Genomic DNA, 16289 nt, shown 5'->3' with positions numbered 1-16289 from the left:
TCGCCGCGGCGCCGTTCCTGTGTTCAAGCAAGCTGTCACATTAGTCCGTATAATCGTCCGATTCGCCCTTGAGAAACTCACGAGACGACTCTCCGGTCGCCCGAGCCCACCCCATGTCCATCGAAAATCTGCGCAATATCGCCATCGTCGCCCACGTCGACCACGGCAAGACCACGCTCGTCGACCAGCTGCTGAAGCAGTCCGGCACGCTCTCCGAGCGCACCGTCCTGGCTGAGCGCGTGATGGACAGCAACGACCAGGAAAAGGAACGCGGCATCACCATCCTGGCCAAGAACACCGCCATCACCTGGCAGGGCAACCGCATCAACATCGTCGACACGCCCGGACACGCCGACTTCGGCGGCGAGGTGGAGCGCGTGCTGTCGATGGTCGACACGGTGCTGATCCTGGTCGATGCGATGGACGGCCCGATGCCGCAGACCCGTTTCGTGACCCAGAAGGCCTTCGCGATGGGCTTCAAGCCGATCGTGGTGGTCAACAAGATCGACCGTCCCGGTTCGCGCCCCGACTGGGTGGTGGAACAGGTGTGGGACCTGTTCGACCGCCTCGGCGCCACGCCGGAGCAGATGGACTTCCCGATCGTCTACGCCTCGGCGCTGAACGGCTACGCCTCGCTCGACGCGGACACCCGCGAAGGCGACATGACCCCGCTGTACGAAGCGATCATGAAGCACGCGCCCAAGCCGGAAGTGGATCCGGAAGGCCCGTTCCAGATGCGCATCAGCCAGCTGGACTACAACAACTTCGTCGGCGTGATCGGCATCGGCCGCATCCAGCGCGGCACGCTCAAGAAGAACATGCCGGTGGCGGTGATCGACCGTCACGGCAAGAAGCGCCAGGGCAAGATCCTGCAGGTGCTCGGCTTCATGGGCCTGGAGCGCATCGAGCAGGACACCGCCGAGGCCGGCGACATCGTGGCAATCTCCGGCATCCAGGAGCTGACCATCTCCGACACCGTGTGCGCGCTGGACACGCCCGAGGCGCTGCCCGCGCTGACCGTGGACGAGCCCACCATCAGCATGACCTTCCAGGTGAACAACTCGCCGTTCGCCGGCAACAAGGACCTCTCCGGCGGCAAGTTCCTCACCAGCCGCCAGATCAAGGAGCGCCTTGAGCGCGAGCAGGTGCACAACGTGGCGCTGCGCGTCGAGCAGGGTTCGGACGCCGACAAGTTCCTGGTCTCCGGTCGCGGCGAGCTGCACCTGTCGGTGCTGATCGAGAACATGCGCCGCGAAGGCTACGAGCTGGCCGTGTCGCGTCCGGAAGTGATCATCAAGGAGATCGACGGCCAGAAGATGGAGCCGATCGAGCAGCTGGTGGTCGACGTGGAGGAAATCCACCAGGGTCCGGTGATGGAGCGTCTGGGCATCCGCAAGGGCGCGCTGAAGAACATGGAGCCGGACGGCAAGGGCCGCGTGCGCCTGGAGTACATGATCCCGGCGCGTGGCCTGATCGGCTTCCAGAACCAGTTCAAGACCCTCACCCAGGGTTCGGGCCTGCTGTTCCACGTGTTCGACCACTACGGTCCGAAGGAAGAAGGCCAGATCGCCAAGCGCCTCAACGGCGTGATGATCGCCAACGCCGCCGGCAACACGCCCGCCTATTCGCTGGGGCCGCTGCAGGAGCGCGGCAAGCTGTTCGCCGCCGAAGGCGACTCGGTGTACGAGGGCCAGCTGGTCGGCATCCACGCCAAGGACAACGACCTCACCGTCAATGCGATCAAGCCCAAGCCGCTGACCAACATGCGCGCCTCCGGCAAGGACGATGCGATCCAGCTCACCCCTGCGATCAAGTTCTCGCTGGAGCAGGCGCTGGACTTCATCGACGACGACGAGCTGGTCGAGATCACCCCGAAGGAAATCCGCCTGCGCAAGAAGCACCTCACCGAGAACGATCGCAAGAGGGCTTCGCGCGGCGGTTGATTCGCTGCTCGACGCGCTTCACGAAAGGCCGCCGCAAGGCGGCCTTTTTATTTACCCGTCGCCGCCGCAAGGCGGCCTTTCTTTTTGCCCGCATGTCACGAAAAAACGGTTGACAGGCCATCCACGCATGGCGACCATGCGCGCGCCCCGCCTCGGGGCATTCACGAGATCAAGCCGACCCTCCATGGACAGTGACCCTCATCCGGGCGTCCGCTGCGCGCTGACGCCACACAACCCATTGATCACGGCGCGGCCGTGAGCGGGGTCGGGTCCGCCTGATCGCCTCGTTCCGCGCCTCAAGCACGGAATGAACGATGAAATTCGCATGTTTCCTCGCGGCCGCCGCCTGCCTGGCCGCTCCGCACCTCCACGCCGACGACGCAGCGCAGGCCGATGAAGCCCGCCTGTTCGTGCCGCAGTTCCTCGGCGCGCAGTACACCTTGATCGACCAGCACCAGTACCGCGTGCACTCGCCGTATGCCGGCCCGCTCAGCCTGAAGGCCGGCACGGACACCGCGCGTTCGCACACCTTCGGCGGTTACTTCGGCGTCGCCCTGCCCGCGCATTTCCAGTTCTATTTCGACGTGGAGATGTTCAAGGGCGAAGGCGTCAGCGGCGCCACCGGCATGGCCGGGCTGCCGAACGGCGACGTGATCCGCTCCGGCTCCGCCAGCCTCGGCAAGACGCCCTATGTCGCGCGCCGCTTCCTGCGCTGGACGCTGCCGCTGGGCGAGGAGACCGAGGACAACGAGCGCGCCATGGACCAGCTGCCCGGCAAGGAAGCCGCGCGCCGCGTCGAAGTGAAGCTCGGCAAGATGGCGATCAACGACGACTTCGACAAGAACCGCTACGCCGACGGCACGCGCACGCAGTTCATGAACTGGGCGCTGTTCAACAACGTCGCCTGGGATTTCGCCGCCGACACCCGCGGCTATACCGAAGGCCTGATGCTGGGCCTGGTCGAATCCGGCTGGAGCCTGCGCTACGGCATCTATCGCATGCCGACCGAAGCGAACGGCTCGCATCTGGTGCAGTCGCTGCAGAAGGCGCGCGGGCAGCAGCTGGAATTGACGGTGCAGCCGGACAAGGATGGCTGGGCGCTGCGCGCACTGGTGTTCCAGAACCAGGCAAGCATGGGTGTGTATCGCACGGCGATTGCCCGTGCCCTTGCCACCGGCGGCGTGCCGGATATCCGCGCTGACGATCGGCCTGGCCGCAAGAAGTACGGCTTCGGCCTCAACGGCGAGCTGCCGCTGGCCGACGATGGTGACACCGGGCTGTTCATGCGTGCGGGTTGGAACGATGGGCGCAACGAGTCGTTCGCATTCACTGAAGTGGACCGCACGCTCAGCGGCGGCTTCCAATTGTCGGGTGCGCACTGGGGGCGTAAGCAGGATCACTTCAGCGTCGGCGTGGCGATCAACGCGCTGTCATCGCCGCATCGCGAGTATCTGGAACGGGGCGGCAGCGGTTTCGTGCTGGGCGACGGCGCGTTGAACTATGGCCGCGAGCAGATAGTGGAGGCGTACTACAGCTTCGTGCCGTTCGAGCACCTGACGCTGAGCCCGGATTTCCAGTTCGTGCGCCATCCCGGCTACAACCGAGATCGCGGGCCGGCGAAGTTCGCCGGGTTGCGAGCGCACGTCGAGTTCTGAATCCCGTAGGTTGGGGTGAGCAGCAGCGAACCCCAACATGGCGATGCGCATGCAAGTGCCGGAGTTGGGGTTCGCTCGCGCTCACCCCAACCTACGCCCCTCACCAGCCCGTCATTCCGGCCTGCGCCGGAATGACGGCCTTGGGGATATCGAGGCAAGCCTTGCTCAACCGTGCAGCCGCTCGAATCCCTCGATCGCCGCCCCCTCCGTCCGATGCATATCGAACACCAGCACCTCGTTCTTCCCCGCCTTCAACCACGAAGCCGGACAGAACAATCGCTGCTGCGGACCGATGCGCCAGTAACGCCCGAGCAGATGGCCATTCACCCACACGTAACCCTTGTCCCACGCATCCATGCCGAGGTACGTATCCGCTGTCTTTTCCAGGGTCAGCGTGCCCTTGAAGAACACCGCAGGCCGCTCCGGCGCCTGCGCGAGCGGACGCAATCCCGCGAGATAGGCAGCATCGAGCGGAAAGCCATGCACCGACCACCGCCGCTGCAACTCGCCATTCAAGCGGATCGCCCCCACGATGCCTTTCCGGTCCGCCATCGCCTGCCCATAGCCGACATGGCCGAAGCTATCGACCAGGATCTCGATCGCCTCGCCGTCCTGCGCATGCGGCGCGGGCACCTCGACTTCCGTCGCCTCGCTCAAGCCCGGCTTGCGCACGCGCGAGATGTAGCCGAGATAGCGGCCGGCGCCGAACACCGTGGCGTAATCGCGCACGCCTTCGATCGACAAACGCCCACCCTTGAGTGACATCGCGCGGTACAACACCATGCCGTGGTCCTGCGCCAGCAGCAGCTCGTTGGCTACCGGACCGTCCTCGACGGACTTTGGCGCAGGCGTCAGGTTGTCCCACAGCGAGGCATACGGTTTCAGCTCGATCTTCGCAAAGCGCATCGCCGGCGGCGCTGCCGGCACCTCGGACAGCGGCCGCGACAGGTGCTCGCCGATGATCTCGCGGAACTGGCGATAGTCCGCCGTCGCCTCGCCGCGCTCGTCGATCGGCGCGCCGTAGTCGTAGCTGGTGATGGTCGGCTCGAACTTGCCGTAGTCGGCATCCGCGTTGGCGCCCGCGCCGAAACCGAAATTGGTGCCGCCGTGCGCCACGTACAGGTTGAACGAGCGCCCTTCGGCCATCAGCTTCTTCAGCGTGGCCGCATAGTCGCCGCGCTGGAACTCCTGGTCGCCCCAATGCGTGAGCCAGCCGGGATAACCCTCGCCTACCCATACCGGCATCTCGCCGGCGATGGCCTGCGCCGCGGCGAAATCGGTATCGCCGTCCAGGCCCAGCGCGGTGCCGGGCAGGTAGGTCTGCTGTTTCTGGATGGTCGCCAGCCCGTCGGAAATCGAGAACGGCCCATGGATGCCGCGCTCGCGCCACATCGCCTGGATCTGCTCCAGATAAGCCAGGTCGCCGCCGAACGAGGCGTACTCGTTCTCCACCTGCACCATCAGGATCGGCCCGCCCCGCTCCGCCATCAGCGGCGCGATGCGCGGTGCGATGGCGTCCATGTAGCGCGTCACCGCCTTCATGTAGCGCGCGTCGTCCTTGTGCCGCACGCGCATGTCCGGCTCGCGCAGCAGGTACGGCGGCAAGCCGCCGAAATCCCATTCGGCGCAGACGTAGGGACCGGGCCGCAGGTACACCCACATGCCTTCCTGCTGGCACAGCTTGATGAAGCGCACGAAATCGCGGTTGCCGCTTTCGAAGTCGAACACGCCGGGCTCTTTTTCCAGCGCGTTCCACATCAGATAGATGGCGACGGTATTCAAGCCCATCGCCTTGACCATGCGGATGCGCTGCGTCCAGTACTCCGCGGGCACCCGGATCGGATGCATCTCGCCACTGCGGAGCTGGAACTCGCGCCCGTCCAGCAGGAAGGCGCGCTTGCCGAGGGCGAAGCGATGCGGCCGGCCGTCCGGCACCGGTTCCGCCTGCAGCGACGGCACGGTGACGGCGTCCAGGCGCAGGCTCATGGCGCCCAACGGTGCAAGCGCGCTGAGGCGCAGGAATTCTCTTCGTCGCATGGGGACTCCTCGTACGGGCGGGGATCGAGCAGGCGGGGATGGAGGTGCATCCGCGTGGCGACCGGCTGGGCGAAAGCCGGTCGATGGTAGCGCGCGGCGGTGCCCTTGGCCGTGCGCGCATGCCCGGGACGGTGCCCTGGCGAGCGCCCCATGGCCAGGAGTACCCTCCGGGCTCCTTGATGGGGGAATCAGGGTCATGCCACATGGCAACGGTGGGACAGGGGATTCCGGCGCGGGATCGGGCGGATCCGGCAGCGGCGGAAGCCGGCGAGCCCGCAGCGCGAGCGCGATGACGCCGATGAATGCGGGGCGGGTCACCCGCTCGTCCGCGCGCGTAGCAGCAGCGGCAGCCGGCGGCGGGATGACGCCAATGGGAGCTCCGCCGGTGCGCCCGGCGCCGCTCTCGCCGATGCCTGGACCATCCGCGAGCACGGCCAGGCAGGCCACCGCTACCTCCTCGTCTTCGCTCGTGCCCCCCGGCGGGTCGATGCCGCCGCCATCCGTGCCGGCGATGCACAGCGCCATGGGTGGCTTGCCGCAGGCCGCGACACCATCCAGCTCGTCGTCCTCCCTCTCGCCTCTGCTCCCGACACACGGCGCCATGGGCGGCACGCCACAGGCGGCGACAGCGTCGAGCTCTTCGTCTTCGCTGTCTCCCTTGCTGGCAACACCCCCAGCCCTGCCGACCTTGTCGCCCATGTCTTCGCCCTACAGCGCCTCGCGCGACCGGACGCTGACGTCATCGCAGGCGAGCTCCGGCGGCTTCAGGCCACTGGGCACGGACCGGGTGATCCATGCCAAGCCCATCGAAGAGGGCGAATTCAGATTTCCCTCCAACCCCACGACGTCCGGGCACAGCAGCGGTTATCACGAAGCCTTCGCCCCCACCGACACCATGCGCTTTCTCTCGCGCCGCTCCGTCAACAACGACGGTACGGCAACCCTGCCCGCATGGAGCAGCAACACCGTGCTGCCCTCGTATTCCGGCCGCAGCATTCGCGAGGAGAACGTCAGGCACATCGCAGAAGCCAGCGACGGCGCGCGCACGGATACGGCGCAGACCGTGCTCGCCGTACCCGGCGGCGACGTGGCCGGGCATACCGGTTCGGGCGTCAGGACCTCGGGCCAGGCCGCAGGACACGATTACCTGCGCCACCAGACCATGCGCGCGCTGCAGGAACCCGGCGTCACCTCCGGCGTGGCAGGCGTGCTTGCCGGCGCCACCACCATCATGAGCATGGCGCCGGGACAGTCCGCCAGCGGCGCCGATGGCGCCGGCAAGCTCAAGGACGTACCGGCCCGGGCGGATTACGAAACACGCAGGAACAAGGCCAAGCGCAAGCTCGACGAGCACTTCACCTCGCTGCCGCCGGCACAACAGTCCACCGTGATGAAACTGGCCAGGCACAGCATGGGCGACCTGGAAGACAGCAGCCGGCGCCTGCTGCCCGACCGCCCGTATTCGCCATTCCGCGATCCGTCCGGCGCATCCGGCGCGGCGATCAGCGGCGGCGGCTACCTGCCTACCCTGGCCGCCCCGACACCGTCGCCTTCGGCATTTGCGGTCATGCCCACGGGCAGTTCTTCGAGCTCGCTCCTGGCTCCCGTCGCGCGCCGCGCGACGCCGGGCGGCACGCCTTCCGCGTCCATGCCACCGACCCCTTCCAGCGCATTCTCGCCCCTGCCGGCGACTGCAGCCTCAGGTACACCGGCACCGACTCCGGGTCCCGGCCTCGGAGCGCGCGATATCGCCCTGGACATCACCAGCGCCTTCCGTTCCGTCCGGAGGCCGTGACGGTCAGCGCGATGTGCGGCGAACGGCGTCCATGGTGTAGCGCGGCAAAGCTGCAAGCGCTGCACCGCTTCGCTAGCCAGTCGCCACGCGTCGCCTGCCGGTTCGGTGGCGTGCGGCTCGCGCGCATGAGCCCACCGCTGTTCCAGCGCAAACCAGTCGATCGGATGCACGTCGCCACCGCTCAAGCCAGCCTGCAGTGAATCGAAAAACTGCCGCCAGCGCCGCGCATATAGCCCGCCGACCAGGCCCGCCAACTCGCGATTGGCGTAGTCGTGCAGCCCGCCGCGGTCGGCACCGGAGCGATCGCCCCAGCTGGCCAGGATCGAGCGCTGGTCGTATTCCAGTTGTGCTGCTTCAGTGTCGTCGCGGGCGGCGGCTTTCGCGTGCATCAGCCAGCGGCCGAGCAGGAAATCCGGATCGGCAGCGAGCAGGCGGTCGAGCATGGCCATGTCGTCCATCCATTCCGCCGTCAATGCGCGGAACTGCTCCTTGTCCTTCTTCTCGTAGGCCGCCTTGATCCGCGGCAGCAACACGCGCGAGCGGTTGCTCAGCACCTGCCGCGCGACATCCACCAGGTCGTGGCGATAGGCGGACGTCGTGCGCAAGGCCGGCGCCACGCGCAGCAGCTCGCACACGGCGCCGTCGAAGCGTGCCAGGTCGTAGCGCGCTGCCGTCGGCGACCACGTGGCTGCGCTGCGCGCGTCCAGGCCGGGGCGTGCGCCGAACAGGCCGTCATGCGGCTCCGACCATTCGCCCGAGGGCATCGCATAGGCGGTCTGCGCGAGGATGCGCCAGGCCGCGCGCGCATGCTCGTCCTCGCCGCCGTAGCGACTGACCGCGTAATCGTCGAACCAGCGATGTGCATGCTCCGGCACCGGCGTCCAGGCCAGTGCGGTGAACAGCGCATAGGCCGCCGGATCGGTGCCGCTCCCCTCCGGCATGTAGGCGATGCCGCGCATGACACCGTCGCGGCGCCACGCCGCGAAACGTTGCAGCCACACGCCGGCGTTCGCGCCCAGCGTGGTATGTCCGCCGAAATTGGGGATGGTGCCGAACGCATAAGGCGCGCCGCCCCAATCGCGCTTGCGGTCCATGCCGTCGTAGCGGTCGGACAGGCCATCGACGATCAGCAGCCGATCGTGCGGCACCGCATCCACCACCGCGCGCGGCGGATTGTGCTGCCAGCCGAGCAGCACCCAGCGCGCGGCAGGATGCGCGGTATTCAGCGCGGCAAACACTTGCTTCGCCGCGTCGCCCACCGGCACGTCGCCGGCACGCCCGCCCTCATGCAACAGATCCATCTTGTACAACACACCATCGCCGAACAGCTCGCGCTGGTGGCGATAGAACGCAGCGGCCACCTTGGCGAAATGCGCATCGCGCGGATCCAGCCAGTCCGGCCGCGCGAAACCCACCCACTCGCCCTGCGGCACCAGCGCCGCACCCGGCTGCTTCGCGGCGAGGCCCGGCGGCATGGTGCCGAAATAGCCGGGCAGCACCGGCGTCATGCCCAAGGCGCGCAGGCGCCCGACGATGCGCTGTGCCAGCGCGGTGCGCCGCGCGAACATCTCGGCGGAGACCGGGCCGCCGAACGCGGACATGTTCTGCAGCAGCCACCAGGGCTGGTGCGCCGGCGCGGGAATCCAGGCGCGCAACTCGCCGTCGCTGTAGCCGAATTCGCGAAAGGTGCGGCGATACACCTCTTCCGCACCCACCGGCATGAACACCTCGTTGATGCCGCGCAGCGCGAGCAGGTCGATCTTGTGCTCCCATCCCGGCCAATCGAGATAGGCGTCCGAATAGCCGTCATCGACATCGTTGAGGGCGAAGCGATCCGGCACCACCGCGTGGCTTTCGATCGGCTCAGGCGGCGCCGGCAGCGTGGCCGGCAAGCGATCCAGGCTGTCGCCCGGCCAGCCGATGCTCACGTGCGGCACGCGTTCGAGATAGGTCTCGACACCGGCCAGCAGCGCCACCGGCGAGGTGCCGGCCACTTCGATATGGCCGGCCTTGCCGCGGATGCGATAGCCGTCGCCTGCGCCGGCAGGGAGCGCGACCAGCGCGATCTGCGCTGCATGCCGCGGCAACAGGCGCTTCAAGGCAGCCCGCGCAGACGTCACCTCGAATGTGGCATCGGCACGCGCGCCGCACGACACGACGCCCATCAGACCCGCCAGCAACCACTTCATGCCAGTAGCACGCATCGCCCATTTCCCCGGCGGATACCGTCCGCGAGACTACTTGCTCCGGCGCCTCAGCGTGAAGGCATCGAGCACCTTGCCCGCGCGATCGAGCACCGACACCTTCAGCTCCCGCTCGTCTGCCTCCACCCGCGCAATCTGGTCTTGCCCCAGCGCCAGGATGGTGAAATCGTTGCCGCGCTCGCCCGGCTTGATCCGCTCCAGCCGGTGCAGGTGCCCGGCGATGAACAGATCCACCTTGGCCTCGTTCGCGCGTTTCGTCCACTCGGCGTTGGCGCCGTCCAGCCAACCCCACTCCGGATCATGCCCAAGCACCACCGTGAACGGCGCGCTGCGCATCCTTGGCTCATCGGCGAGCACCCGCTTGAACCACGCATATTCGTCCGCGCGATACGAGCGAAGATCGTTGAGTCCGGCGTAGACGTTGGTTGCGTCGGGCTTGTCCTCGCCGGTGTCGACCACGACGAGATGCAGCGGACCCTGGTCACGCATGTAGTAGTAACGACCTTCCTGCGCATGCAGATAGTCGCCCAGCGAACGCGCAAACTCACCGCGATACTCATGATTGCCGCGCGCATAGAGCAGCGGCACGCGTCCTTGCAACCCTGACGCCATCGGCTCCAGGAACTTTTCCTTCACCTGGCTCTCGCCAGTGGCGTAGTGCACGCCGTCGCCGGTGTGCACGATGAAGTCCATCGGTTGACGTTGCGCCAGCTCCGCCAAGGCACGGACGCGCTCGACGTTCTCATGGGTGTCCGTCATCGTCGCGAAGCGGGTGTTCTTCTTCGACGTATCGAAGGTGGTGAAGCTGTACACCGGACTTTCCGCCGTCTTGCCGCGATCCGGCCAGTACGGCCGCAGCGCCACTACGCGTCGGGATGCCACCCGATATCGATAGGTGCGGCCAGGTTGCAGACCGCGCAGCACTACGCGATGCAGCGTGCCTACCGGCACCAGACCATCGATCTGCGGCACCGTTTCATGATCGAGCGCCTGCTCGCCATAGCTGACCTTGGCGTCGCCCGGCGCATCGGTCATCCACTCGATCACCACCCCGTCCTCGGCCATGTCCAGCAGCAGCGGGCCCATGGTGATCGCCGGCGTGGCGTCATAGACCTTGTACGGCGCGTTGGCGTCGTCATCGTTCGCCTGTGCCGGCTTGGCCGGCGCCGTGCCGGCCATGGCCTGGCTGCCCAGCAGCAAGAACAGCAGCAGTGCGCCCCAGACGTGCGCGCGTCGTTCGCGATGTTTCATGCATCCCCTCCGCGAACGCCGCCGACACCGGGCCGGCGGCGGGCGCTTGCTTCATCAATAATCGTAAGTCACCGAGAAGCGCAGGTAGCGCGGCGCCTGCATCACGCGCGGCGTGCCATACAGCGGATTCAGGGTGCCATCGGACTTGGCGTACAGGTTGGGCGTGATGTTCACCACCGGCTGGCTGTTGAACGCGTTGAACACGTCCAGGTGCAGGCCCAGCTTGTGCGCGGCGAAATCCGGCGTGTACTTCACGCCCAGGTCCACCTGCCGCTGCCACGGCAGCCGGCCGATGCTGCCCGGCGTCACCGGCACGCCGCGGCAGAAGTGGTATGAGGAGCCATAGCCGGACGGATCCGGATTGTCGCCCGGGAACAGGCCCAGGCACACGTTCGGGCCGCCGGAGATCAGCGACAGGTTGCCCGATACCAGCCACTGCGGCGTGATCTGGTAATAGCCCCACAGCTTGAGCTGGTGGCGATGGTCGTTGCCCTGGTCACCGTTGCTGTAGACCATGATCGGCGCGTTGTCCCAGTCGGCCGATTCGCTCGGGCCGTCGGACTGCACGTTGGACTGCGTCCAGCCCTCGGTGTTGCCATAGCTGCGCGAGAACACGTAGTCGAGCTTGCCGTACCACTTGCCGTCGAACGGGTGCTCCAGGAACAGGTCCAGCTCGTAGTACTTGCGCTTCATGTCCGGGAAGCCGAGTTCCTCGCGGCTGAGCTTCACGTCATGGTGCTGTCCCGCATCGTCCACCACCACGAAGGTGTTGGCGCGGCCGGCGTTGATCAGATAGCAGCTGTTGAGCGAGCTGACGTTGTAGCCCAGCGCCTGCGCCTTGGCGGTGATCAGGTCGACGTCGCAGAAATCGTCGATCGCGCTGCGCAGCACGCGGCGCGTGGCCTTGGCGCCGTACACCCAGTCGTGGCCGAGGGTCTTGGTGAAGCCCAGGATGTACTCGTCCTGGTACATCGACTTCAGGTCCTTGGCGGTGACCGTCTTCGGATCGGGCAGCACGCCGAAGTTGTTGTTGGCCGACACCGGCGGCGACATCTGGGTGAGCCCGCTCGGCGTACCGTCCGGATTGATGCCGCTGTAGGTGAAGTACTGCGTGGTACTGGTCTGCGCACCGGCCGCGCTCAACGCCGGCTCCAGCGGCGAGGCCAGGTAGTAACGGCCCACGTTGCCGAATACCTTGAAGCTGGAATCGCCGTTGACGTCCCAGGCGAAGCCCAGGCGCGGCGCCCACTGCGCGGTCTGCTTGATGTACGGCTGGGCATTGGCGTTGTAGTTGGTGAACTGGTCGTTGCGCAGGCCCAGCGACAACAGCAGGCGGTCGTTGAACTGCCAGTTGTCCTCGATGTACTGCGCGTGCTCCACGGTCTTGACGTTGGCCAGCTGGCTGTTGACGTTCTTCATCACGTAGTAGCCGTCGGCGCCGTTGGCGAAACCGGCGGTCGGGCCCACGCCCAGGCCCGGATCCAGCGGCGCGGTCGGATGGTCCGAATGGCCGTAGGTCCAGCTATAGCCGGGACCCGAGGTCACGCGGCCCTGGTTCAACGCCTCGGCGGTGAGGTTATCGATGCCAGCCGTCAGCGTGTGATCGCCGAGCTTGTACTCCAGGCTCACGCGCAGGTTAGTCACGCTATTGCCGCGATCCGGGTCGTACAGCGAGGTGGTGGTCTGGTTGTTGAAGCGCGGCGTGCCGCCGACGATGGCGGGGTTCTGCGCGGTGATGCCGGAGATATAGGTGAGGTTCGGGTCGTAGCCCACCGGCTGCTGGAACGCGCGCGTCTTCATCTTGCCGTACTGCGCGGTGAGCGTGAGGCTCTCGGTGAGATAACCGGTGTACTTGCCGGTCCACAGGTCGCCGCCGTTCTTGGTGCTGTCGGCATGGCCGACATAGCGGCCGGGCACCATGTGCTGGAAATCGTAGCGGTACAGGTCGGCCTGGTAGGCGCGCTTGTTCGACGCCCCGGTCAGCTCGAGGATATTGCTGTCGTTGATGTTCCAGTCCAGCTTCGCGTACCACTTGGGCATCCGGTACTTGTAAGTCTGGTACGGCGAGGCGCTGGTCACCGTGCCGACCGAGCTGCCCTGCTGCCGGGACATCTCCGCCGAGGCGAAGAAGAACAGCTTGTCCTTGACCAGCGGACCGCCGACATAGGCGTCGTAGGTGGTGATCCAGTATTCGTTCTTCTCGCGCGGCGAATACAGCGTGCCGGTCGCCAGCGGCGGATTGGGCTGGCCGTTCTCGTAATAGAAGTTCCTGGCCGACGAACGCAGCGAGGCCGGCTCCCAGCTGGCGCGTCCGCCGACATGCCATTCGTTGGTTCCGCGCTTGCCCACCATGTTGAGCACGCCGCCGTCGGAACGGCCGTACTGCGCGCTGTAGCCGCCGGTGTAGGCCTCTTCCTGGTCGATCGAACCATACGGCAGGGTGAGACCGCCTTCGGACTTCAGCGGATCGGTCGTATTGAAACCATTGATGTAGTACGCGTTCTCGTTGGCGCCGGAACCGCCGAAGCTGACCAGCGAACCGCCGGTCGAACTGGCGAAGCCGCCGGAATTGTTCACCGCGCCGGGCGCCAGGCGCGCGATGGCTTCGGCCGAGTAACCCAGCGGCAGCTTGGCCAGCTGCTCGGAGGTGAGCACCGTGCGCGAGTCGACGCTGGTGACGTCGATGGCGGGCAGCGCGCTGGCGGTGACGCTGACGCCCTCCAGGTTCTTCGTGGCCGCCTCGGTGAACGACACGTCCGTCGCCGTGCCCACGCGCAACGCCACGTTGTCGCGCGTCTGCACGGCCTGGCCGTTGTGCTTCAAGATCACCGTGTAATTGCCCAGCGGCAACTGGTTGGCCGCATAGCGGCCGCGCTCGTCCACCGCCACGTCGCGCTGCAGGCCGCTCGCGCTCTGCAGGGTCACGCTATCGCCCATGCCGGCGGGCACCTGGCCGACGATGCTGCCGGTGGTGGACTGCGCATGCGCGACCCCGCCGGCGAGGCTCAGCGCGATCAACAGGCTCAGTGGGCTTCGACACAGATTCCGGTGCTTGGCTTGACGCTTGTTCATTTCGGCAACTCCCCAATCGTTTTATGGCTCATTGATTGATTGCTCCTTCCCCACTGCCGGAACCAGGCCGGCAGATAGCGGCGTCCCTGCCGGCCCTTTCAAACCATCCGTTCGAAACTCAGCAGCGCGGCGCTTACAGCGGCCCGCGCCTGGTGCACCCGGACGTCGTCATGCCGGCCTCCCCGAAGCTCGCTCGCCGGCCGCGCGCCTCCCGCGGCGGCCGGCGCGATGCGTTCAGCGCGCGGGTGTGAGTTCCAGCGTCAGCACTTCGAACGGCGCCAGCTGCACCGTCGCCGCGTGGTCGGCGTCGAGCGAGGCCGGCACCTGCTCGCCGCCGGTCTTCCACACGTCGCGCACGCCGAAGTTGCGTGCGGCCTCGGCCGGCAGCTGCAGCTGGCGGGCCAGGTCGAGCACGGCGGTCTGTGGCTTCGCGTCGGGATTGCGCAAGGTGACGATGGACTTCTTCGGCGACCACGCCGCCCAACCGTATACGTCCAGGCGCCCCGGATCGCCGCCGATCCAGTGCGAATCGCGCAGCACCTCGGCGTTGTCGCGCGCCCAGCGCGCCGCCTCGGCGAGCAGGTCCCAGTCCGCCTCGGTCAGCAGCGTCGGCGTGATGTACAGCTCTTGCAGCTGGGTGCCGGTGGCGAAGTACGAACGCACCTCGTTGGCGAAATCGTGGCCTGGATCGCTGCCGAGGTTGCGGTTTTCCTTCGCATAGATGATGCCGTGGAGCATCAGCGAGTTGAGCGGGAACAACGGCCCCTTCACTACGATGTTGCGGTAGGTCTCGCGGTCGCGGTAGGTGATCCAGCGTTCGCGCTTGCTGCCCACACCGGTGAGGTCGTCGTCCTCGCCGTCGCGCCAGATCGAATCGGCGTAGCGCAACCAGAACGGCGACGCGGTGGTGCCGGTGGTGAGATTGATGAAGGTGGCCGGCCTGGCGGCGCGGATATCTTCGATCAGCTGGATCGCCGCGCCGAAGTCGCTGTCGAACACGCTGCCCGGAAACACCTTGTCGGCGTTGCCGGTGCCGTCGAACTTGAACTGATTGACGCCGTTCCTGGTCACCAGCTCCATCACGGCATCGTGGAAGCGCTGGTAATACTTCGGGCCGGACAACGCCAGGCCGCCATCGATGATCTCGTAGCCGGCCTGCGCACCACGCTCGGCGCGCTCCTTCTTCGGCGGACCGTAGCCGCCCCACGGCGACAGCCACATGCCGGGTGCGGCGCCGTATTTCGCGGCCGCGTCGCGCAGCGGCAGGAAGCCGCGCGGGAAGTCCTTGCTGAAGTGCCAGCTGCCGCTGCGGTCGTCCCAGCCGTCGTCGAACAGGAAAGAATCGAGCTTGACGTGGCGCTTCACACTCAGTGCTTCGCCGAAGGCATGGATGCGGTCCAGCGCCTGCGCTTCGGTGTAGGGCGTGAAGTAGCCGATGTCGTACCAGGAGTTGTAGTGCAGGAACGGCGCGTAGGGGCGCGCGCGTTCGCGTTCGATGTAGGCGGCGAAGTCGCGGCGCAGCTGGTCGCCGTGGGTGGCGCCGATCACCGCCGAGTAGGTCACCGATTGCCCCTTGCGCAACGGCAGCTCGCGCTCGATCCACAGATTCACCTTGCTGCCGTGCACCTGGCTGCCGGACAGCGGATGCTCGAAGCCGAGATAGTCACGGCCGGACACCACCGGCGAGCCGGCCACCGTGCCGATCACTTCCGCATCGGGGATCTTCGCCTGCAGCAGGTCGATGCGCTTGATCGCCTCGTCCTGCTGCAACGCGGTGACGGTGACGATCTCGCGCAGATAGTCCGAACCCTCGCGCTGCACCAGTTGCCAGTCGACGCGGAAGCGGCCGCCGGCGTCGGTGAAGCTCGCCTGCACCGACTGGCCTTTCAGGCGCTCGGCCAGGCGCGAGGCCTTGGCGTTCGCCTTCAGCGCCGCCGTCTTCGGCGCCGCCGCGGCGCGCATGTCCGCGGTGGCGAGCTTGCTGCCGTCGGCCAGCGTCAGCACGAACGGCGCGGTGATTTCCAGCGCGCGCTGGTTGAGCTTGTCGTCGACCACCACGCTGGCCAGCTTGCCGTCGGCATACGACCAGCGCGCGGCGATCGCGTTGTTGCCGAACGAGGCGTCGTCCGCCGCCTGGGCGGAGCCGATGCCGAGTGCGGCGATCAGCGCAGCGATCCATTTGCGGCGCAGGTCAGGCGAGGAACGCCGCAACGCGGGCGGAAGATCGGATACGGAAACAGATGACATGCCGCAGTTCTCTCCAGGGGTTGGAAAAACACCACGGTCCTCCCCGTGGCCTCGAAACACCTTGCCGCGCATGGCCGCTCCCACG

7 protein-coding genes are annotated in these 16289 nt (G+C 66.9%); 2 read left to right on the top strand and 5 right to left on the bottom strand.

Features of this window, described 5'->3' with window-relative positions:
- The first annotated feature begins 113 nt into the window (after positions 1 to 113).
- Together typA and BM172_RS06465 are read left to right on the top strand one after the other, a co-directional pair.
- Positions 114 to 1943 (top strand): translational GTPase TypA, encoded by a 1830-nt coding sequence (gene typA, locus BM172_RS06470; RefSeq protein WP_026636063.1) that lies wholly within the window; start codon positions 114 to 116, stop codon positions 1941 to 1943.
- Between the two features lie 314 nt (positions 1944 to 2257).
- Positions 2258 to 3598, top strand: coding sequence for a carbohydrate porin (locus BM172_RS06465; protein WP_081805230.1), 1341 nt, complete (start codon positions 2258 to 2260; stop codon positions 3596 to 3598).
- Positions 3599 to 3763: 165 nt separating this feature from the next.
- On the opposite strand, the gene BM172_RS06460 is transcribed toward BM172_RS06465, so the two are convergent.
- The 5 genes from BM172_RS06460 to BM172_RS06440 form a co-directional block, all read right to left on the bottom strand.
- Positions 3764 to 5635: a beta-galactosidase gene (locus BM172_RS06460; RefSeq protein WP_035323741.1), complete on the bottom strand. Its 1872-nt coding sequence runs from the start codon at positions 5633 to 5635 to the stop codon at positions 3764 to 3766.
- A gap of 1515 nt (positions 5636 to 7150) precedes the next feature.
- A complete protein-coding gene (locus tag BM172_RS06455) occupies positions 7151 to 9634 on the bottom strand; it encodes an alpha-N-acetylglucosaminidase (RefSeq protein ID WP_081805229.1) in 2484 nt (827 codons plus the stop codon).
- A 33-nt stretch (positions 9635 to 9667) separates the two neighbouring features.
- Positions 9668 to 10885 (bottom strand): purple acid phosphatase family protein, encoded by a 1218-nt coding sequence (locus BM172_RS06450; protein WP_026636062.1) that lies wholly within the window; start codon positions 10883 to 10885, stop codon positions 9668 to 9670.
- A gap of 54 nt (positions 10886 to 10939) precedes the next feature.
- A complete protein-coding gene (locus BM172_RS06445; protein WP_035323740.1) occupies positions 10940 to 13957 on the bottom strand; it encodes a TonB-dependent receptor in 3018 nt (1005 codons plus the stop codon).
- 234 nt (positions 13958 to 14191) lie between these two features.
- On the bottom strand, positions 14192 to 16204 hold the full coding sequence (locus BM172_RS06440; protein ID WP_231504227.1) for an alpha-galactosidase: 2013 nt from the start codon (positions 16202 to 16204) through the stop codon (positions 14192 to 14194).
- Positions 16205 to 16289 lie beyond the last annotated feature (85 nt).

This window comes from Dyella marensis, assembly GCF_900112865.1.
GTDB lineage: Bacteria > Pseudomonadota > Gammaproteobacteria > Xanthomonadales > Rhodanobacteraceae > Dyella_D > Dyella_D marensis_A.
Note: the sequence above shows the minus strand (reverse complement) of the source record. Positions and strands in the feature narration are given on the sequence as shown.

Coding starts and splice junctions, on each gene's coding strand:
- typA (WP_026636063.1), top strand. CDS start 114: ATGTCCATCGAAAATCTGCGCAATATCGCCATCGTCGCCCACGTCGAC.
- BM172_RS06465 (WP_081805230.1), top strand. CDS start 2,258: ATGAAATTCGCATGTTTCCTCGCGGCCGCCGCCTGCCTGGCCGCTCCG.
- BM172_RS06460 (WP_035323741.1), bottom strand. CDS start 5,635: ATGCGACGAAGAGAATTCCTGCGCCTCAGCGCGCTTGCACCGTTGGGC.
- BM172_RS06455 (WP_081805229.1), bottom strand. CDS start 9,634: ATGCGTGCTACTGGCATGAAGTGGTTGCTGGCGGGTCTGATGGGCGTC.
- BM172_RS06450 (WP_026636062.1), bottom strand. CDS start 10,885: ATGAAACATCGCGAACGACGCGCGCACGTCTGGGGCGCACTGCTGCTG.
- BM172_RS06445 (WP_035323740.1), bottom strand. CDS start 13,957: ATGAACAAGCGTCAAGCCAAGCACCGGAATCTGTGTCGAAGCCCACTG.
- BM172_RS06440 (WP_231504227.1), bottom strand. CDS start 16,204: ATGTCATCTGTTTCCGTATCCGATCTTCCGCCCGCGTTGCGGCGTTCC.